The following is a 23,723-nucleotide window of genomic DNA, read 5'->3' as shown; positions in this document are numbered from 1 at the left end:
CAATATCCATTCCGGCAACGGCATTCAGAGTGGAATGGACGGGCAAATGCGAATACTCACCGGGTTCAAGACTGCTGTTTCGACATTGACCGTGCTGAGCGCTGCGACACTGACGCTGGGTACGGGCATGGCCGTCGCAACCGGCCCGGTGCCGATCAGTTCGACACTGCGGAACTGCGACGGCAGCGCCGTCAAGACCGCGGTCCAGGCGCCGCGTGTGGCGCTGGGGCGCGGCGTCGTCATCTTCCGCCCGTCGGGTTCGACGGTTAGCGCGGACGTCAACCTGGTGATCTCCAACCAGCCCGGAATGCACTACGACGTCGGCCTCATCCAGGTGCCGCGGCCGACGTCGGCGACCTGCGGCCCCGGTGACCCGGGCACGACTTTCACCGGCGTCGACACCGACCCGATGGGTCAGGCGAACGTGACCATCAACGCCCCGCTGCAGCAGGGCACCACCGGAGTCTGGGTCATGGTCACCACCCCGAACCCGCATAACCAGGCCCCAGGCGAGTACTACACCTCGGAGTTCGTGGCTCCCGTCTAAATCGGGCGAACGTGTAATACCGTCGCGGCATGACCGATTACGAGCCGGAGGCCGTGGATCGGCTGCCATTCTCGACGCCGGAAAAAGCGCACCGTTACCGGACCGAGGACTACGCCGGTGCCGTCGGCCTCAATTGGTACCGCACCGATCCCACGCTGCAATTCACCATGGCGTACTACCTCACGCCCGATCAGCTGACGACGGTGGAGCCCCATTTGAGCGGGATCGGCGATCTGATGGGCGGACCGGTCGCGCGCTGGGCCGAGGAGACCGACCGCAACCCGCCGCGGCTGGAACGCTACGACCGGTGGGGCCACGACGTCAGCCGGGTGGTGATGCCACCGTCGTTCACGGCGGCCAAGCGCGCGGTGCTCGACGCCCAAGGGGGACTGCGCGATGCGTGTCGAAGCGCGGGTTTCCGTTCGTCGCTGGCGATGTTCGCGTCCAACTATCTGCTCAATCAGGCCGACATCGGAATGGGCTGCGCGCTGGGCACCGGCGGCGGCATGGTGCAGTCGCTGGTGGCCGCGTATGCGCCGGCCGACGTGCGCGATCATGTGCTGGCCAAGTTCGACTCCGGCGAATGGGCCGGCGAGACAGCGCAATTGCTGACCGAACGCACGGGTGGTTCGGATCTGGGCGCGTTGGAGACGACGGCACGACGCTGTGGTGACGCCTGGTTGCTGAACGGGTTCAAGTGGTTCGCGTCGAATTGCGCGGGCGAGGCATTCGTTGTGCTGGCCAAGCCGGAAGGCGCACCCGACTCCACCCGCGGCGTCGCCAACTTCCTGGTCCTGCGCACCCGTCGGGACGGCTCCCGCAACGGGGTGCGGGTGCGGCGCCTCAAGGACAAGCTCGGCACCCGCTCGGTCGCCTCGGGCGAGGTCGAGTTCGTCGACGCGGAAGCGTTCCTGCTCTCCGGTGAGCCCTCGGGAGACTCAGGACCGTCGGACGGCAAGGGGCTGGGCCGGATGATGGAGCTGACCAACGCGGCGCGACTCGGCATCGCGCTGTTCGGGCTGGCCAACGCGCGGCGCGCCCTGGTCGAGTCGCTCTGCTACGCGCGGCAGCGGCGCGCCTTCGGTGGCACGCTGCTCGACAAGCCGCTGATGCGCCGCAAGCTGGCCGAGCTGATCGTCGACGTCGAAGCCGCTCAGGCACTGGTGTTCGATGGCACCGGAGCGGTGAACCACCGGCAGCCGCGCGGCACCCGGCAACGCATCGCGGTGCCGGTCACCAAGCTCAAGGTGGCCCGACTCGGCATCACCGCGGCATCGGACGCGATCGAGATCCACGGCGGCAATGGGTACATCGAAACATGGCCGGTGGCAAGGCTTTTGCGGGACGGTCAGGTCAATACCATCTGGGAGGGACCGGACAACATCCTGTGTCTGGACGTGCGCCGCGGCATCCTGCAGAGCCGGGCTCACGAGGCGTTGTTGACTCGGTTGCGCGACGCGGTGTCGGTCTCCGACGACGACCCGACGACGGGGCTGGTGGCCGACCGGATCGACGACCTGGAAGCGGCCGTCACCGCGTGGGAGAAGCTGGACGGGGCGGTGGCCGAGGCGCGACTGTTTCCGCTCGCCCAGTTCATGGGTGATGTGTACGCCGGCGCGCTGCTGACCGAGCAGGCGGCCTGGGAACGCGAGACGGTTGGCGGTGAGCGCAAGGCACTGGTGGCGCGGCTGTATGCCCAGCGCTACCTCGCCGATCGGGGGCCGCTGCGTGGCATCGACATCGAGGGGGACGAGGCGCTGGACCGCTTCGACGAACTGGCCGAGGGGGCCCTCCACCTTCGCGAGCAGGCTGGCTGAACTACGGCCCCGACCGTGAACTGCCCGACGCTCCACCGGCGTGTCGCGCCGCGGGATGCACAGTCGGCGGTGGTCCCGCTCAGGCCCGCCGCGAGGCGGCATCGATTGCCGAAATCCCCGCCAACGTGGGACTTCGGTCCCTATTGCGCCGCACGGTTCCAATGGTCCGATGAATCGGAATTCGCCAACGGTGTCGGAGGTACGGCGATGAACAGACAGCTAACCGTTCAGGCCGCAGGGGACAACACGCCCCAGGCTCCGGGGGATATCACCACGTCGTGGCGCGCCGACCTCGGAGGCGCGTCGGCGTCCGTCGCCGATGTGCTCTCAGCCGAGGATGTCGAGTCGCTGCCGCCGGGCTACGGCATGCTCGTCGTGACACGGGGTCCCAACACCGGATCGCAGATCCGGTTGGACCGCCCCGTCATGTCGGCCGGTCGGCATCAGCTCAGCGACATCTATCTCGACGACATCACCGTCAGCCGCAGACACGCCGAATTCCGCAGCGAGAAAGGCGAATTCCGCATCGTGGACTGCGGCAGCTTCAACAGCAGCTACGTCAACGGCCAACCGGTGGAGTCAGCGGTGCTCAGCAACGGCGACGAGATCCAGATCGGAAAGTACCGGCTGGTGTTCATCAGGAGCAGCTAGCGGCGGGCGCCTCCCGCAAGCCCCGCCCACCTAGACCGGAATCAGGCCGTGCTTACGCGCCAGCCGCGACCAGTTCTGCTTGTCCCGCAGCAGGTGCATCGACCTGCGCAGCAGCAACCGGGTCTGGTGTGGGTCGATCACCGCGTCGATGAACCCGCGCTCCGCGGCGATCCACGGAATCGCCATGTTGAGGTTGTAGCCCTCGATAAAGTCCTTTTTGATCTGCTGCACTTCGGGCGCGGTGGGGTCCGGGAAGCGCTTCACCAGCAACTGCGCCGCACCCTCGGCGCCAATCACCGCGATGCGCGCGGTGGGCCAGGCGAAGTTGAAGTCGGCGGTCAGCTGCCGCGACCCCATCACCGCGTACGCGCCGCCGTAGGACTTGCGGATCGTGATGGTCACCTTCGGCACGTCGGCCTCGACCACGGAGTACAGGAACCGGCCACCGCGCTTGATGATGCCCCGCTTCTCCTCCTCGGCGCCCGGCAGGAAGCCGGGGGTGTCCACCACGAACACCAGCGGGATCTGGAAGGAGTCGCAGAACCGGATGAACCGGGCCGCCTTGTCGGAGGCCTCGTTGTCGATGGCCCCGGAAAGGTGCATGGGCTGGTTGGCGATCACGCCCACCGGACGCCCGTCGACCCGGGCGTACCCGGTGATGATGGCCGGCCCGTGCTGCGCGGCGACTTCCAGGAAGTCCCCGTCGTCGAAGATGCGCAGCAGGATCTCGTGCATGTCGTAGGCCGCGTTGTCGGAGTCCGGGATGATCGTGTCCAGCTCCAGGTCGGTCGGGGTGACCTCGGGTTCCAGCCCGGGGTTGATGACCGGCGGCTTGGTGAAGCAGTTCGACGGCAGGAACGACAAGAAGTCCCGCACGTACTGGAAGGCCTCGGCCTCGGAGTTCACCACCTGGTGGATGTTGCCGTAGCGGGCCTGCGCGTCGGAGCCGCCGAGTTCGTCGAGGGTGACGTCCTCGCCGGTGACCTCGCGGATCACGTCGGGACCGGTGACGAAGAAGTAGCCCTGGTCGCGCACCGAGACCAGCAAGTCGTCCTGGATCGGCGAATAGACCGCTCCCCCGGCACATTTGCCGAAAATCAGGGAGATCTGCGGCACCACGCCGGACAGCGCCTCGTGCCGCTGGCCCAGCTCCGCGTACCACGCCAGCGAGGTGACCGCGTCCTGGATGCGGGCCCCGCCGGAGTCCTGGATGCCCACGATCGGGCAGCCGACCATGGCGCACCATTCCATCAGGCGGGCGACCTTGCGGCCGAACATCTCGCCGACGGTGCCCTGGAAGACGGTCTGGTCGTGCGAGAACACCCCGACCGGACGGCCGTCGATCAGCGCGTGACCAGTGACCACCCCGTCGCCGTACAGCGCGTTGGGGTCACCCGGGGTCTTGCACAGCGCCCCGATCTCGAAGAAGGTGCCGGGGTCGACCAGTGCGTGCACGCGGGCCCGAGCGCTGGGGATGCCCTTCTTGTCGCGCTTGGCGGCCGCCTTCTCGCCGCCCGGCTCCTTGGCCAGCTCCAGGCGAGCTCGTAGCTCGGCCAGCTTCTCGGCGGTCGAATGCACGACGATCGGAGCCGGCTCCGGAGCCACTTCAGTCACTTACTTCCCCACCTAACGTTTTCCGGCGTCGAGCGTCTGCTGTTCGATGTCGTCCAGCGCGCGGCTCATGTGTTCGCCCACCTTGGCGATGATCGGCTCGTCGATGGCCTGGATGTGCTCACCACCGATCGGCACGACCTCGAGGTCGGCGACGTACTCACCCCAGCCGCCATCCGGTTTGCGGATGCCGTACCGCGGCTCGAACATGATCGCGTCGTCATGGTATCGATCGGCCATGTAGAGGGTGACGTGGCCATCGAACGGCTGGATCTCGGCGGTGTCGATCGCCCGGTTGTCCAGGTACGACGTGCGCTGGTGCTCGATGATCCCGGCCGGGATCTGCACGCCGCTCTGGCTGACGGCGTCCAGCACGAATCGCACCTGGCCGTCGTCGTCGAGTTCCTCGAGCTGCTCGTAGGGGATCGCCGGGATGGTGACGTTGAACGTCTTCTCGGCGAACTTGGCGTAGCGGTCCCAGCGCTTGCGGACCTCTTCCTTGGTCTGCGGGATCTCCTCGCCGGCACGCACCGCGTCGATCAGGCCGACCCAGCGCACGTCCTTGCCGAGGCGCTTGAGCCCGATCGCGCAGGCGTAGGCCAACACCCCGCCCAGCGACCACCCGGCCAGGATGTACGGTCCGTCGCCCTGCAATTCGACCAGTTTCGGAACGTACTGCGCGGCACGTTCTTCGATCGACCCCTCGACACGTTCGAAGCCGTACATTGGCGTGTCCGCCGGCAACCGGTTCAACAACGGCTCGTACACCACCGTGGAGCCGCCGGCGGGGTGGAACACGAAGACCGGCGTCCGCGAGCTGCCCTCCTGGCGCGCCCGCAGGGTGCGCACGAAGCCGTCGATCACGCCGGCCTCCAGGTAGTTCCGCACCTTCTCGGCCAGCGCCTCGATGTTCTCCGAGCTCTGCACGTCCTCAACCGTGATCGGCCCTTCAGCGCGCTCGGAGAGCCGCTCGGCCATCTTGGCGGCCTTCTCGTCGTCGAGCTTGGGCAACGGGTTGAAGATGCCCCCCGCGGATTTGCCGGTGACGATCGCCCAGGTTGCGAAGACGACGCGCTCGGCAGCGTCCCGCGGCGGGACGTCGGAGTTGAGCGCCTTGGCGACCGCCTCCTGACTGAGTGCACCTGCCGTGGGCTTCTCCCCGTTGCCGGCGGCGCCGTTGGTGCCGGGTCCGGTGGGATTGGTCGGCGGCGGGGGGATCGGCACGTCCGACGGCGGGGGTGCCTCGGACACGGGCTCGGCCTGAGTCTGGGGCTCCGCCTGCGGGTCGGGCGCCGGCGCCACCAGGCTGGCCGGCGACGCGCCGCTGAGCAACTCGGCCTGCGCCCGCGCGATCTCCTCGGCGGTCTGCGTCTTCTGGTACTCGTGCAGCTGCTCGACCTCGTCGCGGTGCTCGATCGCGTACTCGATCAGCTTCTCCACGGCGTACAGGTTCGCGTCGCGCACCGCCGTCAGCTGGATCGGCGGCAGGTCGAAGTCGTACTCCACGCGGTTCTTGATCCGCACCGCCATCAGCGAGTCCAGGCCGAGCTCGATCAGCGGCACCTCCCAGGGCAGGTCCTCGGGCTCGTATCCCATGGCCGCCGCCACGATGGTGCCCAGCCGCTCCGCTATCGTCTCGCCGGAATCGGCAGACCACCGGCCGACGTCCGACGGCAGGTACCGGTTGGTCAGGCTGTCGGTCAGCGTCTCGGCGTCGTCCTCTTCGACGACCGCCACCGACGTGGACTCGGAAGCCGCGATCGCGGTGCCGGCGCCCACAGCCACCGGCAGTACCGCCTCGGAGCCACCGCGAGCGACCAGCGCGTCGTAGACCAGCGTGAAGGACTCCTCGATGCGGGCGTGCACCTGCACCGAAGCACCGCCCGGATGACGCGTCAGCGTCGTCACCAACCGGGCGCCCTCGCCCGGCACCGCGCGCTGCTCGGAGGCCGTCAGTACAGCGTCCGGCAGCACCGCCGCAGCGGCTGCTTTGACCAGCGCGACGAGATCCGGCGTCTTTTCCCGCGGGGAGTACTCCCACACGTGGCGACCGTCGGGCAGGGCGACGTGCGCGCCCGGCATCAGTATCGAGCCGTCCCCGGCGAAATGCGCGTCGAGCCAGTGCTCTTTGCGCTTGAACCGGGTCGGCGGGATGTTCGCGTAGTCTTCGGGCCCTTGGGCGCGGGCGAACAGCGTGCGCACGTCCAGGTCGTGGCCGTGCACGTACAGCTGCGCCATGGTCGAGATCATCGACTCGACCTCGTCCTGCTTGCGGGCCAGCGTCGGGATCAGCTGGGCGTCATGCAGACCGGCCGACGCGGTGGTGAGACCGACCTGCATCAGCGCCACCGGGTTGGGCGCCAGCTCCAGGAAGGTGGTGTGCCCGCTGTCGACGGCGTTGCGGATGCCGTGGGTGAAGTAGACGCTGTGCCGCAGCCCCTTCTTCCAGTAGTCGACGTCGTGGATCGGCTCGCTACCGGGCTTGATGTAGCGGCCCTCGTGCACGGTCGAGTAGATGCCGCAGGTCGGGCTCATCGCCTTGATGCCCTGCAACTCGGCGGCCAGTTCGCCCAGCAGCGGGTCCATCTGCTGGGTGTGGCTGGCGCCCTTGGTCTGGAACTTGCGGGCGAACTTGCCCTCGGATTCCGCGCGGGCGATGATCGCGTCCACCTGCTCGGGCGGGCCGCCGATGACGGTCTGGGTGGGTGCGGCGTAGACGCACACTTCGAGATCCGGGAAGTCCGAGAACACCGTCTTGATCTCGTCGGCGGAGTACTCCACCAGCGCCATCAACCGGATGTACTCGCCGAACAGCATCGCCTCGCCCTCACCCATCAGGTGCGAGCGCGAGCAGATGGTCCGGGTCGCGTCGCGCAGCGACAGACCGCCGGCGAAGTACGCCGACGCCGCCTCACCCAGCGACTGTCCGACCACCGCGCCGGGCTTGGCGCCATGGTGCTTGAGCAGCTCGCCGAGGGCGATCTGGATCGCGAAGATGGTGACCTGGGTGGTCTCGATGCCGTAGTCCTGCGAATCGTCCAGGATCAGCTCGAGCACCGAGTAGCCCAATTCGTCCTGAACCAGCGCGTCGACCTTCTCGATCCACTCGGCGAACACCGGATTGCGCAGATAGAGGCTCTTACCCATCTTGCGGTGCTGCGCGCCGAAACCGGCGAGCACCCAGACCGGGCCGTTGGTCACCGGGCCGTCGGTGCTGAACACGTTCGGCCGCTGCTTGCCCTCGGCAATCGCGCGCAGGCCCTTGATGGCCTCTTCGTGGTCGTGAGCCAGCACCACCGCACGGGAGCGGCCGTGGTTGCGGCGCGACAGCGAGCGGCCGATCGACTCCAGCGACGACGCCTGTCCTTCGGGGCTTTCCATCCAGTCCGCCAGCTCGGCGGCGGCGGCCTTCTTGCGCGAGGTCAGGAACGCCGAGATCACCAGCGGGATCGTGGGTGCCGGAAGTTCTTGCGCGGCAAGCTCTTCCAGCGCCGCTTCCTTGAGCGCCAGCGCCTCGTCGGTGACGCCGGGCAGCTCGTACTCGTCCTCGGCGGCGGGGGCGGGGGCGTCGTCGTCGATGATCTCGCCGTACTCGTCGAAGCGCAGCGAGTGCCCGACCCCTTCGGTCAGTTCGCCCCCGGCGGATACCACGGCCGCCTGCGGCGCGGCCGCCAGCTCCTCGGGCTCCCGCTCGATCACGTCACGCGGCAAGACCTCACGCACCACCAGGTGCGCGTTGGCGCCGCCGAAGCCGAAGCTCGACACCCCGGCCAGCGCGTAGCCGCCGTAGCGGGGCCAGTCGGTGGCTTGGTCGACCACCTTCAGCCGCATCGCGTCGAAGTCGATGTAGGGGCTGGGCCCGGCGAAATTGATGGACGGCGGCAACTTGTCGTGCTGCAGCGCCAGCACCACCTTGGCCATGCTTGCCACGCCGGCGGCCGACTCCAGGTGCCCGATGTTGGTTTTGATCGCACCGAGCAACGCGGGCCGGTCGGCGGGACGCCCCTTGCCGACGACACGGCCCAGCGCCTCCGCCTCGATCGGGTCACCGAGGATGGTGCCGGTGCCGTGCGCCTCGATGTAGTCGACGTTGCGTGGGTCGATCCCGGCGTCCTTGTAGGCGCGGCGCAACACCTCGGCCTGCGCGTCCTGGTTGGGGGCGATCAGGCCGTTGGAGCGGCCGTCGTGGTTGACCGCGCTGCCGGCAATGACGGCCAGGATCTGGTCGCCGTCGCGGCGGGCGTCGTCGACCCGCTTGAGCACTAGCATGCCGGCGCCTTCGGAGCGGGTGTAGCCGTCGGCGTCGGCGGAGAAAGACTTGATCCGGCCGTCCGGCGCCAGCACGGCGCCGATCTCGTCGAACCCGAGCGTCACCGCGGGGGTGACCAGCGCGTTGACGCCGCCGGCCACCACGACGTCGGCCTCGCCGTTGCGCAGCGCCTGCACGCCCTGGTGGATCGCCACCAGCGAACTCGAGCAGGCGGTGTCGACCATGACCGACGGACCGCGGAAGTCGAAGAAGTACGACACCCGGTTGGGGATGATGGCACCCGAGTTACCGGTGATCGCGTACGGGTGCGCGACGGTCGGGTCGGAGATGGCCAGGAAGCCGTAGTCGTTATTGGTGACACCGACGTAGACGCCGACGGCCTCGCCGCGCAGGCTGGACGCCGGGATGCGGGCGTTCTCGAGCGCCTCCCAGGTCAGCTCCAGCGCCATCCGCTGCTGCGGGTCGATGTTGTCGGCCTCGGTCTTGGCCACCGCGAAGAACTCGGAGTCGAAGCCCTTGATGTCCTTGAGGTAGCCGCCGCGGGTGCGGGCCTTGGCGACGCGCTCGGCCAGTCGCGGCTCTTCCAGGAATTCCGACCAGCGCCCTTCGGGCAGGTCGGTGATGGCGTCGCGGCCTTCCATCAGCGCCGCCCACGTCTCGTCCGGGGTGTTCATGTCGCCCGGCAGGCGGGTCGACAGGCCGACGATCGCGATGTCGACACGCTCGGCGGGGCCGGTGCGCGTCCAGTCGATACCATCCGAGTCGTCCTCAGCCGCTTCCGGCTCGCCCTCGATGATCCGGGTCGCCAGCGACTCGATGGTCGGGTGCTGGAATGCCACCGCCACCGACAGCGTGACGCCGGTCAGGTCCTCGATGTCGGCGGCCATCGCGACGGCGTCGCGCGAGGCCAGACCGAGCTCCACCATCGGTACCGATTCGTCGATGGAGTCCGGCGACTTCCCGACGGCCTTGCCGACCCACTCGCGCAGCCATTTGCGCATCTCGGGGACCGTCATTGCGGCGTTCTGCGAGGGTGAGTTCTCCTGGCTTACGTCAGACATCAGCTACCTTGTTCAGTCGATCATTCAGAAGTGGCGAAGGTTGTCGCGGAGTTGACGCCACTGCGCAAACTGCCGTCCAGGTAGGCCGTGCGGCAGGCGCGGCGGCCGATCTTGCCACTGGAGGTACGGGGAATCGAGCCGGCCTGGACCAGCAGCACATCGCGCACGGTCACCCCATGCCCGACGGCGATGGCCGCGCGGATGTCGTCGGCGATCGGCTGGTACTCGAGCTTGTGAGTGCCCGCGGCACGCTCGCCGACGATCACCAGCTGCTCGGAGGTGTCTTCGGCGTCGAACTTCAGCCCGGCGTGCGGGTCGTCGTAGACCTTCTGCGGCAACTCGTTGGCCGGTACCGAGAACGCGGCGACATAGCCCACCCGCAACGCCTTGGTGGATTCCTGCGCCGTGAACTCGAGGTCCTGCGGGTAGTGATTGCGGCCGTCGATGATGACGAGGTCCTTGATCCGGCCCGCAATGTAGAGGTGCCCGTTGTGGTAGGTGCCGTAGTCACCGGTGCGCACCCAGAGGCCGTCGTCGGGAGCACCCTCGGCGTGCGACTCGCTGACCCGGGACTTCAGGATGTTCTTGAAGATGTTGGCGGTCTCTTCTTCCTTGCCCCAGTAGCCGATGCCCAGGTTGTTGCCGTGCAGCCAGATCTCGCCGATCTGCCCGTCCGGCAACTCGCTGGCCGTCTCGGGGTCCACGATGACGGCCCACTCGTCGACACCGATCTTGCCCGCGCTGACCTGCGCGACAGCTTTCGGTGAGTCGGCGGACACCTCGACGAAGTGCTGCTTGTTCAGTTCGTCGCGGTCGACGTGGATGACGGTGGGCGACTCGTCCATCGGGGTGGTCGAGACGAACAGCGTCGCCTCCGCCAGGCCGTAGGACGGTTTGACCGCCTCGGGCTTCAGGCCGTAGGGCTCGAAGGCCTTGAAGAACTTGCGCAGCGACGACGGCGACACCGGCTCGCTGCCGTTGAGGATGCCCTTGACGTTGCTCAGGTCCAGGGGCGGCTCGTCGTCGCGGGGCAGACCGCGCACCGCGGCGTGCTCGAAGGCGAAGTTCGGCGCGGCGGAAAACGTTCCGCCGGTTTCCCCGGGCTTACGCGCCAGCTCGCGGATCCAGCGGCCGGGGCGGCGCACGAATGCGGCCGGCGTCATAAAGGTGAAGCTCTGGCCGAGCACCGAGGTGAGCAGCACCGTGATGAGGCCCATGTCGTGGAAGAACGGCAGCCAGCTGACCCCGCGGTCGCCTTCCTGTCCCTCCAGCGCGTTCAGCACCTGCACCACGTTGGTGGGCAGGTTCAGGTGCGTGATCTGCACGCCCGTCGGGGTGCGGGTGGAACCGGAGGTGTACTGCAGGTACGCGGTGGTGGTCTCGTCGGCATCCGGCTCCTGCCAGGTGGAGGCGACCTCGGTGGGCACGGCGTCCACGGCGATGACCCGGGGGCGTTCCTTGGCCGAACGCGCGCGGATGAACTTGCGGACTCCCTCTGCGGATTCGGTGGTGGTCAGGATCGTCGAGGGGGTGCAGTCGTCGAGCACCGCATGCAGGCGGCCGACGTGACCCGGCTCGGAGGGGTCGAACAGCGGGACGGCGATCCGGCCGGAGTACAGGGCGCCGAAGAAGGACACCATGTAGTCCAGGTTCTGCGGGCAGAGGATGGCGATGCGGTCACCCGGCTGGGTGACCTGCTGCAGGCGGGCGCCGACGGCGCGGTTACGGGCGCTGAACTCCGACCACAGGATGTCGCGTTCGATACCGTCGCGCTCGGTGGAGTAGTCCAGGAAGCGGTACGCCAGCTTGTCGCCGCGCACCTTCGCCCACTTCTCGACGTGCCGAACCAGGTTGGTGTTGGACGGAAACCTGATCTTGCCGTTCACGATGAACGGGTTGTGGTACGCCATGACGCCTCTCCTGTCACAAACTCTCTAGGTGCCGGCTTGCGCCGACGGTCTCTCTAAAGTGCCGGCCTGCGCCGACGGTCTCTCTAAAGTGCCGGCTTGCGCCGACGGTAGTCCTCCGGTCGCCGGCCAAGCCGGCTGAAATCTGCGCGCGGCCCAGCTGCGACCCGCGCCCGCTTCGCACCGGCGCCTGTCGCAGCCAACTTTGACCCACCCGGGTCAACCACATGCTCTTAATTTTCTCTTAATGTTAAGGGGCCGGGGGCGGCAGACCAAATCACAAGGTACGCCTGATCGTGGCCACCACCCTCACACCGAGGCCGTGTCTGATAGCCGAGCTATCGAATCGGCCCGAGCCCCTTCAGCTGTGCTTGGGGTGCGGCGCCTTGTCCAGCACGCCCTGGGCCCAATTCAGCGTCCATTGGGTAGCGGACAGGCCGTTGGAATTCCAGAAGTCGGTGGTGGCGTACATCGCATGGATGGGCTGCCCGGCACCTCCGGCCAGCGTGTTCAACGTGGTCGGAAGGTTGGCGGGACTGAACGCCTCTTTGGGGGCGGCACAGATCAGATCGCCCTCGGCGCAGATCTCGTTGGTCCGGCTGTCGAGGTCGCCGAAGCCGCCCGGACGGGCGCCGGTCATCGTCAGGCCGAGCCCGGACAGCACCGGCACCTCGTGCAGGGTGATCTCGGCGCCCACGCCCGGTGGAGTCGGCGGGATGTTGTTGCCCACGCTCTCCTGGCGCCGGCCGTCGGCGATCAACGTCACACCCAGAACCAGGTCTTCGTCGACTGGACCCAGGCCGTTGCCGATGTCACTGGCCACGTCGCCGCCGATCACCGCGCCCTGGGAGAACCCGACGATCACATAACTGGTCAGCGGACAGCGGTTGTTCATGTCGGTCATCGCCTTGACCGTCGCCCGGGTGCCTTCGGCGCGACTGTCGTTGTAGCTCATCTGGCCGTCCGCGCTCAGCGGGTTACGGAACTGGGCCGTGTACGGGACGGTGTACGTCTGCACCCGGCCGCCGCCGAACTGCTGGCCGATCGGTCCGGTCACGTTGAGCAGCAGTGCCTTCGGGAACTGGGTCGGGTTCAGCGGATCGTCGGTCGGCCAGGACTCCCAGGTGCCCGGCACCGAGATCAGCTGCACGTCGGGGCACGAGGCGTCCTGAGAGGCCGGCCGCGGCTTCTTGGGGTGCGAGGTCGTCGGCCCGGGGGGCAGCACGCCAGGGGGCACCGCGCTGGGCGGGACGTCCTGGTGACGCAACAGCATCACCCCGCCGATGATGACGAGGGCCACCACCAGGGCCATCGACCCGGCCGCCGCCCAGGCAAGCCGTCGGTGGCGTTTGCGACGCGCGCTGTTCTTGGCCATCTTCTCCCGCTAACAGAGTCCGTTAGGACGTGCTCATCAGGTAACGCGACGTCGCGACCTAACACACCCGCTCAGCACGCGGCGGACATGCCACCCGCTGCTGCGCTCCCTATACGGTACCGGCCCGCCGGACGGGCTCGGCTCAGCCAATGGCGCCGGACCGCAGCGCCCGCACTAGCCGCCGCGCTAGCGAATGGCGCCGGAGATGTCGCCCGACATGGCGCCCAGCACCCCGGCCCACGAGCCCCAGCCGTTGTCGCCGCCGCCCGGGAAGTCGAAGTGGCCGTTGTGCCCGCCCACGTCGCGGTACTGCTGGTAGAAGGCCTTGCTGTTGCCCATCGCCTCGCCGCCGGCGCCGAGCATGGCGGCGGGGTTGCTGGCACCCGGGTTGGTGGGGGCCCAGACCCAGACGCGGGTGTTGTTCTGGGCCAGCAGCGCGGCGTGCACAAACGGGTCGTGCCACTTCCAGCGGCCCAGCTGCGGGGCTCCCCACATGCCGTTACCGTCCACGCCGCCGAACTGCTGCAGACCGGCCAGGATCGCGCCGTTGGTGAAGGTGTTCGACGGGTACAGGAAGCCAGACATCGAACCGGCGAACCCGAAGCGGTCCGGGTGGAAGGCGGCCAGCGCCAGCGCGGCGTAGCCGCCCTGCGACGCACCGACCACGCCGTGCCCGCCGGGCGCCAGGCCCTTGTTGGCGGCCAGCCAGTCGGGCAGCTCACTGGACAGGAAGGTGTCCCACTGCTTGCTGCCGTCCTGCTCCCAGTTGGTGTACATGCTGAACGCCCCACCCGCCGGTGCGGCCACCGAAACGCCCTTGCCGGCAAGGGTGTTCATCGCGTTGCCCGCGGTCACCCAGTTGCTGACGTCCGGATTGGCGTCGGCCGCGTCGAGCAGGTAGACCGCGTGCGGGCCGCCCGCCATGAAGGCCACCGGGATGTCGCGGCCCATCGCGCCCGACGGCACCATCAGCGTCTCGAAACCGGCCGCCCGGGCCGTGCTCGCCGAACCCAGCGACGCCGTCACGCCCCCGAACGCCACCGACAGCACGGCAACGCACACCAGGCGTAGCACTAACGACAGACCCCTCATGTCCACCCTCCATGGTGTGACGCTGCGCACGACAGAACCTAGCCCGCAAGGTAGCTAACCACACCCGGCTCAGCAGGATAAGGGGGAGGCGGACAAAGGGGAGCTAACGCTGAGGGCGGCGACCCGGATGGGTCGCCGCCCTCAGACGGTTGTTTATCGCAGTCGCGACTAGTTGCCGGCGCCCTGGTTCACACCGACCGCGGCCGCGGTGGCGGGACCAGCGCCGGGGGTCGCACCCAGCGTGCTCTGCAGGTCACCCTTCATGGCGTTGAGCTGCGCGCCCCAGTACGGCCAGTCGTGCGTGCCGTTGGCGTCGAAGTTGAACACCGCGTTGTGGCCACCAGCGCCGTTGTAGGCCTCCTGGAACTTCAGGTTGCTGGTCCGCACGAAGCCCTCCAGGAACTTGGCGGGCAGGTTGTTGCCACCGAGGTCCGACGGCTTACCGTCGCCGCAGTAGATCCACAGGCGGGTGTTGTTGGCGACCAGCTTGCCGACCTGCAGCGACGGGTCGTTGCGCTGCCACGCCGGGTCCTCCTTGGGGCCCCACATGTCGGACGCCTTGTAGCCACCGGCGTCACCCATGGCCAGGCCGATCAGCGACGGGCCCATGGCCTGCGACGGGTCCAGCAGCGCCGACAGCGAGCCGGCGTAGATGAACTGGTCGGGGTGGTAGGCCGCCAGGATCAGGGCCGACGAACCGGCCATTGACAGACCCACCGCGGCGCTGCCGGTCGGCTTCACCTGCTTGCTGCTGGCCAGGTAGGCGGGCAGCTCGCTGGTCAGGAAGGTCTCCCACTTGTAGGTGGTGCAGCCGGCCTTACCGCAGGCCGGGTTGTACCAGTCGCTGTAGAAGCTGGACTGGCCGCCGACCGGCATGACCACGGAAATGCCCGACTGGTTGTACCACTCGAATGCCGGGGTGTTGATGTCCCAACCGTTGTAGTCGTCCTGGGCGCGCATGCCGTCGAGCAGGTACAGCGCCGGCGAGTTGGCTCCACCGCTCTGGAACTGGATCTTGATGCTGCGTCCCATCGCCGCCGAGGGCACCTGCAGGTATTCCACCGGCAGCCCCGGACGCGAGAACGCACTCGCGGTCGCGGAGCCACCGACGAAGCCCACCAGCCCAGACAGCAGCGCCGCACCAACGGCACCCACCATCAGGCGGCGCGGCATACCCGTCACGGCGCCACGAAACCTGTCAACAAGCTTCATCCTTGCTTCCTCATCCTCATCCTTGTGGGCACACCCTTACGCATCGCTGTGCCTGGGGAGCGTCCCGAATTGGGTCAGACTGCACGCACGCGGCGCTGCAGTGCACCCGTAGTCAACCACACCTTGAGGCTCCCGCTCTCCTCCGGGACGCCCCGCACGGCGGTATCCGACGGCGATTCGCGGTCTTACCGGAGCCGCGATCGGCGCCCGAAAATCGTGTTTTCGCATGTGCCAATCGCCGGGTGCACGCTGGTAACGGCTCACATGTGATGTTGCTGTACGTCTTCGCCGGGCGCCGGGTCGGCCGCGCCGACGCGCCGATTAAGGATTCTTAGAAAAATTCTGAGCGGCGGCGTCGCGTGGATGCCGGTTTCGCCTCAGAGAGCACCGTTCACTCGCGTGGCGGCGTCGGCGGCACCTTGGGCACCTCGAGCCCGCACTTGACCAGTTCATAGAGCGGCACCCGGTCGATGCGGTACTGCGTGAACTCATAGGCGTGCAGGAAATTGGACACGAACCGGCGCACGGTCATCGGGGCGCGCACCGAATTGAGCACGGCCTGTGTCGCGGGGCACTTCAGCGCGGCCTCGGCCTCGGCGACCCACTGCTGGTCGAGGTAGGCAGGAATGCCCGGCGGCCACTTCACCCACGGCCCGTCGGCCACCACCCAGTCCGGGAACAGGTTCTTGTCGTGGCCGATGCGGCCGTGCTTGAGCCGCTCGGTGTGCGCCGCCAGCGGGTTCGCCAATCCGATCTGGTCGATCACCCTGACGTCGAGGCCGACGTTCATGCCCAGCATCCCCAGGTTCGTGAAAAACACCGTGTGCTGCGGTTTCTGGTCGGCAGGGATGCCGGGCGCGCTGCCCGGCGGGATCATCGGCACCAGGTCCCATTGCGTGTAGTTGCCCGAAGGCAGCAGCAGCGCACCATCGGGGGTGTTGTTGAGCGCCACCAGCACCGCCGCCATCCGCGGGTAGTCCAGATAGTCCGCGGCGGTCAGCGGGTGCGCGCGGCCGGTCGCCTGCGCGTAGAAGCGCCGCTCGTCGACGATGCCGGAGTAGCTGACGTGCGTGGCGTCGTCACCCATGCCGGGTGAGTTCGCCGCCCACAGCGACCACCCGGCCACCGCCAGCCAGAGCGCGCTCACGCCGCCGGCCAGCCAGAAGCCGGCCTCCCTGGAGTAATCCTTGCCGTCGGGAATCACCACCGGGATGACGGCCACCGGTGCCAGCAAACAGAACAGCGGAGTCAGCAAAACCCGTCCGTGCATGAAGTCGCCGCCCTGACGGATCCAGTAGAGGGCCTGTAGTAGTCCACTGACCACCATCCACGTCACCACCGCGGCGGGACTCTGCACCGCACGGGCCACCCGCCCGTAGCCCGGTGCCAGCGTCGGGCGCATGAACGAGGGCCGGCGCCGGGCCACCAGCAACACGATGCCCAGCGGCACCAGCAGCACGACCGGTATCCAGATGGAATACGGCGCGTTGAAGTTGGCGAGGTAGATCAACCCCTGCGACCACTTGTCCCCGGCCGCGTCCTTGGCCAGGGCGGTGCCCGGCACCAGCAGCCCGTAATAACCCATCCGGAAGATCTGATAGGCGACCGGCAGCAGCCCACCGGCCAGCACGATCAGCCCGCGGCGTGCCCAGGTGCGGGCCGCGATCATCATCATGATCAGCGCGGCGCCGCCGATCAGCGCCAGCTCGGGGCGTACCAGCACGCTGCAGCCGGCGACGAACGCCAGCGCACCGATGAACCACGCGCTTTGCGGACGCACTCGCAGCGGCTGCGCCCAGCAAACCATCATCCACCACAGCAGGCCGACGTAGGCCATCACCAGCCCACTCTCCAGGCCGGATGTCGCGAAGTCACGCGCCGGGGGCACGGCGATGTAGACGAGCGCGCCGGCCGGCAGCACGATCGCGCGCCGGCCACGCAGACTGGGCGCGTACAGCCGCCCCGTCCCCAGCATCAACAGCACGATGCCCAGCACCGAGAGCGTCAGCGCCACCGCCAGCGCCACGTACTCCAGCCGGACCGGCCCGCCCACCCAGCTGCAGACGTAGAGCAGGTAGGTCCAGACGGTCGAGGTGTTGGCCTCCACCCGCTCACCCGCGTTGAACACCGGCCCGTTGCCGGCCAACAGGTTTCGCACGGTGCGCAGCACGATCAGCCCGTCGTCGGCGATCCAGCGGCGCTGCCAGGCACCCCAGCCGAACAACAGCGCGACCAGCGCGACACTCACCCACAGGCTGACGCGCACCGTGGTGGTGTAGGGGAACACCGGCCACTTGACCCGGCGGACGGACGGACGCCGGGCCAGGGCGGCCGCCTGGAGGGCCTTGAATCTTTCGCTAGCCGAAAGCAACAGCAGCACCAACTGTTGCGATCCACGCCAGGGCCAGAAGCTGCAACACGCGGTCGCGCAGCGCTATGTCCTCGGGCTCCCCGGCGAGCCCTCCGTCGACGTCCACGGCGTAACGCAGGATCGCGATGGTGAACGGGATCATCGAGACCGCGAACCAGGAACCCGAGTAGCGGTCGCGCTCGAATGCCCACAAGCCGTAGGACATCACCACCGCGGTCGCCGACAGCGTCCAGACGAACCGCAGATAAGTGCTGGTGTAGCTCTCCAGCGACTTGCGGATCTGGGCGCCGGTGCGTTCGGACAGTTGCAGCTCGGCGTATCGCTTGCCGGCCACCATGAACAGCGACCCGAACGCCGCGGTCAGCAGGAACCACTGGGACAGCGGGATGCCGGTCGCCGCGCCGCCCGCGATGGCACGGATCAGGTACGCCGAGGACACGATGCAGATGTCGATCACCGCTTGGTGTTTGAGGCCGTAGCAGTACCCCAGTTGCATCACCAGGTAGACCGCCATGACCACGGCCAGGTTAGGCGTCAGCCACCAGGACAGTCCCAGCGACGCGGCGCCCAGCACCACGGCCAGCGTGTAGGCCAGCCACGGGGGCACCACGCCGGCGGCGATGGGCCGGAACCGCTTGGTGGGGTGCTCCCGGTCGGCCTCGACGTCGCGCACGTCGTTGATCAGGTAGATGGCCGAGGCGGCCAGGCTGAACACCACGAAGGCGATCGCGACCTTGACGCCCATGGCGCCCCAGTCGTACGGCACGACGTGTCCGGCGGCGTCGCGCCGGCGGGTGTGGTCGCCGCTGCCCGCCGCGGCCAGCGGTGCCGCCAGCACCAGTACGTTCTTGACCCACTGCCGCGGGCGGATCGCCTTGATCACCCCGGTCACCAGGTTTTTCGGGGCCCCGCTGACTTCCATCAGATCGTCGCTCATCGAACCAACCTTCGTCGGGCCGCGCTGTCCACCCGGACGGCTGCGGCGGCAACCCCGGCACCGAGAGCCGCGCCGGCGGCGACGTCGCTGGGATAGTGCACACCCAGCAGTATTCGCGACAGCGCCATGGGCGGTACCAACAGCACCGGCAGCGGCAGGCCGGTAACCCGGCCCAGCAAGATCGCCGCGGCTGTCGTCGACGTCGCGTGCGCCGACGGGAAACTGAGCTGGCTGGGGGTGCCGACGTTGACCATGACGGCCGGGTGATGCGGCCGTTCGCGCCGTACCACCCGCTTGACCACCACGGCGGCGGCGTGCGCGGCGAAGGTGCCGACGCCGGCCACCACCCAGTCGCGGCGCCGGCGCGGGTCGAGGACGGCACCGAGCAGCGCGATCGCCAGCCAGCCGATGCTGTGCTCACCGAAATGCGACATCGCGCGGGTGATCGGGAGTACTCCGGGGCGCTGCGTCAGCACCGACTGGACGGCCACCATCGCTGCGACTTCACCGCGCGGCGGCTCGGCCGGTTCATCCATGGCGGGCGGTGGCGTCGGCCGAGGCGTTCACGGGCAGCACCATCTCCCACTTCTGCTTGCTGGACAGCACGGGCAACGCCTCGCGGTAGACCCGGCGCATCTCGTCGAAGCGGCGCGCCAACTGGCGCTGGCGGCGCAACGAAGCCAGCAGCAGCGAGAACATCTTGGCCCGGTCACGCTGCCGGTAGACCACGCCGCAGCCGTCGGCGGTGGTGACGGTGACGCCGTCGACCGTGCACAACCGGAACCAGCGCGCGTCCTGGGTCGGCACGTTGAACTCGGGGCGCTCGTGGTGCGCCGGGTCGGCGGCCTTGAGGTTGTGCAGGATGCCCCGGGCCAGTCGATAGCTGATCACTACCGGGTTCACCGGCGGCTTCATCACCTTGTTCTTGTGCAGTGGCGCGGGCAGCTCGCTGGCCGCCGGCAGCACCACCGCATCCGGGTAGGCGGTGCGCATCTGGCGGATTTCCGGCAGCGCCGATTCCAGGATGGAGAAGATGTGCTCGGGGCCGGCCAGGAAGTCGTCGATCGCCCGGTTCTGAATCTCGACCGTCGAATACTCGAGGCAGGCAAGGTGCTTCAGCGTCGCCTTGAGGTGGCTGCGGACCAGGCCGGAAACGTCACCGTCCCAGTGCATCGCGGCGACCACCAACCGGTTGCGCAGATGGAAATAGGCCTGCCAGTCGATGGCGTCGTCCTTGTCGCTCCAGGCCATATGCCAGATCGCGGCGCCGGGCAGCGTGACGGTCGGATAGCCGTGCTCGGCGGCCCGCAGGCCGTAGTCCGCGTCGTCCCATTTGATGAACAGCGGCAGCGGCTGACCCAACTCCTCGGCGACCTGGCGCGGGATCATGCACGTCCACCAGCCGTTGTAGTCGACGTCGATGCGGCGGTGCAGTAGCTTGCTCTTGTCCTCGCTGTCGTAGAGCGGGTACTCGGCGAAGTCGTGGTCGTACTCGGCGTGCGGCGCGGCGGTCCACATGAAGTTCGACCGGTCCACCACCTCGCCCATGATGTGCAGGTGTGACGGCTCCTGCAGATTGAGCATCTGCCCGCCGACCAGCATCGGGGTTCTGGCGAACCGGCTCATCGCCAGCACCCGCAGGATCGAGTCCGGCTCGATGCGGATGTCGTCGTCCATGAACAGGATCTGTTGGCAGTCGGTGTTTTTCAGCGCCTCGTACATCACCCGGCTGTAACCGCCGGAACCACCCAGGTTGGGCTGGTCATGGATGGACAGCCGCGCGCCCAGTCCCTCGGCCGCTGCCGCGAAGTCCGGGTGGTCGCGCACCTTGCGGGCACCCTGATCCGGCACGATCACCGCGCCGATCACCTGGTCGACCAACGGGTCGGCGGTGAGTTCGCGCAGCGCGTTGACGCAGTCCGCGGGCCGGTTGAAGGTCGGGATGCCGACGGCGACGTTGGCCGTCCCCGGTGCCGGGGTGGGCGCGTACCAGCCGCCGTTGAGCAGGGTGACCTTGGAGTCGGTGGTGATGTCGAACCAGATCCAGCCGCCGTCCTCGAACGGCTGCAGGCTGACCTCGATCTCGAGCACGGCGGGGTTGTCATCGGAGCCGCTGAAGCCGCGTCCCTCGATGAAGATCCGGGCACCGGTGGCCTTGGTGCGGTACAGGTCGACGCGCCCGGTGCCCGCCAGCTCGACGCGCAGCACCACCGACGTGCAGGTCGACCAGCGCCGCCAGTAGCTGGCCGGGAACGCGTTGAAGTAGGTCGCGAACGACACCTCGGACTCGCCGCCGATCTGCAGCGAGGTGCGGCTGGTGGCGTGGGCCCGGCGGGCGTTGGTGGTCGACTCCTCGAGGTACAGCTTTCGCACGTCGAGGGGCTCGCCGGGACGCGGCAGGATGATGCGCGACAGCAGGCTGACGGCGGTCATGAAGCAGCCTCCGCCACCAGGGGGGCGCCGTCGCGCAGGTGCGGCGCGAGGACGTTGTCGTACATGCTCAAAGCGCTGGCAATGGCCATATGCATATCCAGATACTGGTAGGTGCCCAAGCGCCCCCCGAACAGCACCTTGGCTGTCGCGGTCTCGGACTTCGCCCTGTTCCGGTAGGCGGCCAACAGGGCGCGGTCGGCCTCGGTATTGATCGGATAGTAGGGCTCGTCGTCGTCTTCGGCGAACCGGGAGTACTCGCGCATGATCACCGTCTTGTCGGTCGGGTAGTCACGCTCGGTGTGGAAGTGGCGGAACTCGTGAATGCGGGTGTAGGGCACGTCGGGGTCGTTGTAATTCATCACCGGGGTGCCCTGGAAATCCCCGATCGGAAGAACTTCGAGTTCGAAGTCCAGTGTCCGCCAGCCCAGCCGTCCCTCGGCGTAGTCGAAGTAGCGGTCCATCGGTCCGGTGTAGATCACCGGGGCGTCGGGGTTGGCCGCGCGCAGCTCGTCGCGGACGTCGAACCAGTCGGTGTCCAGTCGCACCTCGATGCGGTCGTCGGCGGCCATGTTCTGCAACCAGGCGGTGTAGCCGTCGACCGGCAGGCCCTCGTAGGTGTCGCTGAAGTAGCGGTTGTCGAAGGTGTAGCGCACCGGCAGGCGGGTGATGTTGGCCGCGGGCAACTCTTTGGGGTCGGTCTGCCACTGCTTGGCGGTGTAGCCCTTGACGAAGGCCTCGTACAGCGGCCGGCCGATCAGTGAGATGGCCTTCTCTTCCAGGTTCTGCGCATCGGCGGTGTCGATCTCCGACGCCTGCTCGGCGATGAGGGCGCGTGCCTCTTCAGGGCTGAAATACCTTCCGAAGAACTGCGACACCAGGCCCAGGCCCATCGGGAACTGGTAGGCCTGGCCGTTGTGCATGGCGAAAACGCGGTGCTGGTAGCCGGTGAAGTCGGTGAACTGCCGCACGTAGTCCCACACCTTCTTATTGGAGGTGTGGAACAGGTGCGCGCCGTACCTGTGGACTTCGATCCCGGTCTGCGGTTCCGGTTCGGAATAGGCGTTTCCGCCGAGGTGCGGGCGCCGCTCGACAACAAGAACGCGCTTGTCGAGTTGGGTGGCCACGCGCTCGGCGATCGTCAGGCCGAAAAATCCGGAGCCGACGACATATAGGTCATAACGTGCGGTCATCGGTTGCCTAGGGTATCCGACCTTGCTGCCAAAACCCGACTTGGCGGGTCGGCCCGGCCCGGGTTTTCCCAGGTGCCGGCCAGAAGAGCGGCGCGCCGCCGGGTCAACGTCACACCTTCGAACCACTCCCCTCACGATTCGATATCGCCACAGTAGTCACACCATTCTCACTCGTACCATCGGTCATGTGGGTCTCCGACCCCGCTCCACATAATCCAGATTGAGGAGACTTCCGTGCCGAACCGACGCCGACGCAAGCTCTCGAAGACTATGAGCGCGGTCGCCGCCCTGGCCGTCGCAAGTCCGTGTGCTTACTTTCTTGTCTACGAATCGACCGCCGACGTCAAGCCGGTGGAACACCACGAGTTCAAGCGGGCGGCCAGTGTCGCCGACCTGCCCAACGAGCTGATCTCCGCCCTGTCCCAGGGCCTGTCGCAGTTCGGAGTCAACCTGCCGCCGGTCCCCGCGCTCGGCGGTACCGGCGGAGCGAGTACCGGCCTGGGCACCACCGGATTGGGGACCACTCCCGGTCTGGCCAGCCCGGGCCTGGGCACCACCGGGCTGGGGACGACTCCCGGCCTGGCCAGCCCGGGTCTGACGCCGACGACGCCCGGCGCCCTGCCGGGGCTGACCCCTCCGACGGCTGCCACCGGCACGGGTGTCAACCCTGCGCTGACCAGCCCCACCGGCGTGGCCCCCGGCCTGACGAGCCCGTCGGCGCTGAGCCCGGCCACCGCCACCGGTGAGGTCCCGATCAGCGCGCCAGTCGGGCTGGACCCGGGGGCCGACGGCACCTACCCGATCCTGGGCGACACCTCCGGGCTCGGCGGTGGCGGCACCGGCCTGTCGCCGGTCTCGCCGGTCGGCACCGGAAGCAGCGGCGGCGGCGGACTGGTCAGCGACTTGATGCAGGCGGCCAACCAGCTGGGCGCGAGCCAGGCCATCGACCTGCTCAAGGGTCTGATCATGCCGGCGATCATGCAGCAGGTGCAGGGTGGCGCAGCCGGGGCTCCGGCGGCCGCCGGTGCGGCACCGGCGCTGCCCGGCGCGGCCGGCCTGGCGCCGGTCCTGCCTACCGCGGGCGCGCCCGGGGTACCCGCCGTGCCGGCCCTACCCGCGGCGGGGGCACCCGCCGCCGCGGTGCCGGCAATACCGGCCGCAGCGGTGGCGGGGGCGCCACCGGTTTAACGAAGCCTGTCACGTGACGGCACCGCAGAGTCGGCTCTGGATCGGGTCCCGGCAACTCGCC

Annotated in this window: 15 protein-coding genes; 4 read left to right on the top strand and 11 right to left on the bottom strand. The window is 68.2% G+C overall.

Annotated elements, in window-relative coordinates:
- Positions 1-46: 46 nt before the first annotated feature.
- The 3 genes from ACNQS7_RS20955 (at position 47) to ACNQS7_RS20945 (ending at position 3,015) form a co-directional block, all read left to right on the top strand.
- Positions 47-547 (top strand): hypothetical protein, encoded by a 501-nt coding sequence (locus ACNQS7_RS20955; protein WP_418014070.1) that lies wholly within the window; start codon positions 47-49, stop codon positions 545-547.
- A gap of 29 nt (positions 548-576) precedes the next feature.
- On the top strand, positions 577-2,364 hold the full coding sequence (locus ACNQS7_RS20950) for an acyl-CoA dehydrogenase family protein (protein ID WP_418014069.1): 1,788 nt from the start codon (positions 577-579) through the stop codon (positions 2,362-2,364).
- Positions 2,365-2,571: 207 nt separating this feature from the next.
- Positions 2,572-3,015: an FHA domain-containing protein gene (locus tag ACNQS7_RS20945; protein ID WP_418014068.1), complete on the top strand. Its 444-nt coding sequence runs from the start codon at positions 2,572-2,574 to the stop codon at positions 3,013-3,015.
- A 30-nt stretch (positions 3,016-3,045) separates the two neighbouring features.
- On the opposite strand, the gene ACNQS7_RS20940 is transcribed toward ACNQS7_RS20945, so the two are convergent.
- From ACNQS7_RS20940 to glf, 11 genes are all read right to left on the bottom strand, one after another.
- Positions 3,046-4,629 (bottom strand): acyl-CoA carboxylase subunit beta, encoded by a 1,584-nt coding sequence (locus ACNQS7_RS20940; protein ID WP_310777269.1) that lies wholly within the window; start codon positions 4,627-4,629, stop codon positions 3,046-3,048.
- A gap of 12 nt (positions 4,630-4,641) precedes the next feature.
- Positions 4,642-9,957 (bottom strand): polyketide synthase Pks13, encoded by a 5,316-nt coding sequence (pks13, locus tag ACNQS7_RS20935; RefSeq protein WP_418014067.1) that lies wholly within the window; start codon positions 9,955-9,957, stop codon positions 4,642-4,644.
- A 20-nt stretch (positions 9,958-9,977) separates the two neighbouring features.
- Positions 9,978-11,867, bottom strand: a complete 1,890-nt coding sequence (gene fadD32, locus ACNQS7_RS20930; protein WP_055579283.1) for a long-chain-fatty-acid--AMP ligase FadD32 — start codon at positions 11,865-11,867, stop codon at positions 9,978-9,980.
- 358 nt (positions 11,868-12,225) lie between these two features.
- Complete coding sequence (locus tag ACNQS7_RS20925) at positions 12,226-13,239, bottom strand: cutinase family protein (RefSeq protein ID WP_418014066.1); 1,014 nt, start codon at positions 13,237-13,239, stop codon at positions 12,226-12,228.
- Between the two features lie 186 nt (positions 13,240-13,425).
- Positions 13,426-14,331, bottom strand: a complete 906-nt coding sequence (locus tag ACNQS7_RS20920) for an alpha/beta hydrolase-fold protein (RefSeq protein ID WP_418014065.1) — start codon at positions 14,329-14,331, stop codon at positions 13,426-13,428.
- A gap of 168 nt (positions 14,332-14,499) precedes the next feature.
- Entirely contained in the window at positions 14,500-15,543 is a 1,044-nt protein-coding gene (gene ag85A / locus ACNQS7_RS20915; RefSeq protein WP_418014064.1) for a diacylglycerol acyltransferase/mycolyltransferase Ag85A, read from the bottom strand.
- A gap of 391 nt (positions 15,544-15,934) precedes the next feature.
- Positions 15,935-17,914, bottom strand: coding sequence for a terminal beta-(1->2)-arabinofuranosyltransferase (gene aftB, locus ACNQS7_RS20910; RefSeq protein ID WP_418016076.1), 1,980 nt, complete (start codon positions 17,912-17,914; stop codon positions 15,935-15,937).
- Positions 17,901-18,851, bottom strand: a complete 951-nt coding sequence (locus ACNQS7_RS20905) for a decaprenyl-phosphate phosphoribosyltransferase (protein WP_418014063.1) — start codon at positions 18,849-18,851, stop codon at positions 17,901-17,903. The genes aftB and ACNQS7_RS20905 overlap by 14 nt, the downstream gene beginning before the upstream one ends.
- Entirely contained in the window at positions 18,848-19,387 is a 540-nt protein-coding gene (locus ACNQS7_RS20900) for a phosphatase PAP2 family protein (protein WP_418014062.1), read from the bottom strand. The genes ACNQS7_RS20905 and ACNQS7_RS20900 overlap by 4 nt, the downstream gene beginning before the upstream one ends.
- The gene (locus ACNQS7_RS20895; RefSeq protein ID WP_418014061.1) at positions 19,380-21,284 is read right to left on the bottom strand and encodes a glycosyltransferase; all 1,905 of its coding nucleotides are present in this window, start codon (positions 21,282-21,284) and stop codon (positions 19,380-19,382) included. Before ACNQS7_RS20895 ends, ACNQS7_RS20900 begins: the two co-directional genes overlap by 8 nt.
- Positions 21,281-22,474, bottom strand: coding sequence for a UDP-galactopyranose mutase (glf, locus tag ACNQS7_RS20890; protein ID WP_418014060.1), 1,194 nt, complete (start codon positions 22,472-22,474; stop codon positions 21,281-21,283). The genes ACNQS7_RS20895 and glf overlap by 4 nt, the downstream gene beginning before the upstream one ends.
- A gap of 234 nt (positions 22,475-22,708) precedes the next feature.
- On the opposite strand from glf, the gene ACNQS7_RS20885 reads away from it, so the two are divergent.
- The gene (locus ACNQS7_RS20885; RefSeq protein WP_418014059.1) at positions 22,709-23,662 is read left to right on the top strand and encodes a hypothetical protein; all 954 of its coding nucleotides are present in this window, start codon (positions 22,709-22,711) and stop codon (positions 23,660-23,662) included.
- The last annotated feature ends 61 nt before the right edge of the window (positions 23,663-23,723 follow it).

Source organism: Mycobacterium sp. 23, assembly GCF_048287075.1.
In the GTDB taxonomy this organism is placed as follows: domain Bacteria; phylum Actinomycetota; class Actinomycetes; order Mycobacteriales; family Mycobacteriaceae; genus Mycobacterium; species Mycobacterium gordonae_B.
Note: the sequence above shows the minus strand (reverse complement) of the source record. Positions and strands in the feature narration are given on the sequence as shown.

What these genes read in the sequence shown, in the direction of transcription:
- ACNQS7_RS20920 (WP_418014065.1), bottom strand. Translation starts at nt 14,331, where the DNA reads ATGAGGGGTCTGTCGTTAGTGCTACGCCTGGTGTGCGTTGCCGTGCTG.
- ACNQS7_RS20905 (WP_418014063.1), bottom strand. Translation starts at nt 18,851, where the DNA reads ATGAGCGACGATCTGATGGAAGTCAGCGGGGCCCCGAAAAACCTGGTG.
- fadD32 (WP_055579283.1), bottom strand. Translation starts at nt 11,867, where the DNA reads ATGGCGTACCACAACCCGTTCATCGTGAACGGCAAGATCAGGTTTCCG.
- ACNQS7_RS20955 (WP_418014070.1), top strand. Translation starts at nt 47, where the DNA reads ATGCGAATACTCACCGGGTTCAAGACTGCTGTTTCGACATTGACCGTG.
- ACNQS7_RS20895 (WP_418014061.1), bottom strand. Translation starts at nt 21,284, where the DNA reads ATGACCGCCGTCAGCCTGCTGTCGCGCATCATCCTGCCGCGTCCCGGC.
- pks13 (WP_418014067.1), bottom strand. Translation starts at nt 9,957, where the DNA reads ATGTCTGACGTAAGCCAGGAGAACTCACCCTCGCAGAACGCCGCAATG.
- ACNQS7_RS20950 (WP_418014069.1), top strand. Translation starts at nt 577, where the DNA reads ATGACCGATTACGAGCCGGAGGCCGTGGATCGGCTGCCATTCTCGACG.
- ACNQS7_RS20900 (WP_418014062.1), bottom strand. Translation starts at nt 19,387, where the DNA reads ATGGATGAACCGGCCGAGCCGCCGCGCGGTGAAGTCGCAGCGATGGTG.
- ACNQS7_RS20925 (WP_418014066.1), bottom strand. Translation starts at nt 13,239, where the DNA reads ATGGCCAAGAACAGCGCGCGTCGCAAACGCCACCGACGGCTTGCCTGG.
- glf (WP_418014060.1), bottom strand. Translation starts at nt 22,474, where the DNA reads ATGACCGCACGTTATGACCTATATGTCGTCGGCTCCGGATTTTTCGGC.
- ag85A (WP_418014064.1), bottom strand. Translation starts at nt 15,543, where the DNA reads ATGAAGCTTGTTGACAGGTTTCGTGGCGCCGTGACGGGTATGCCGCGC.
- ACNQS7_RS20945 (WP_418014068.1), top strand. Translation starts at nt 2,572, where the DNA reads ATGAACAGACAGCTAACCGTTCAGGCCGCAGGGGACAACACGCCCCAG.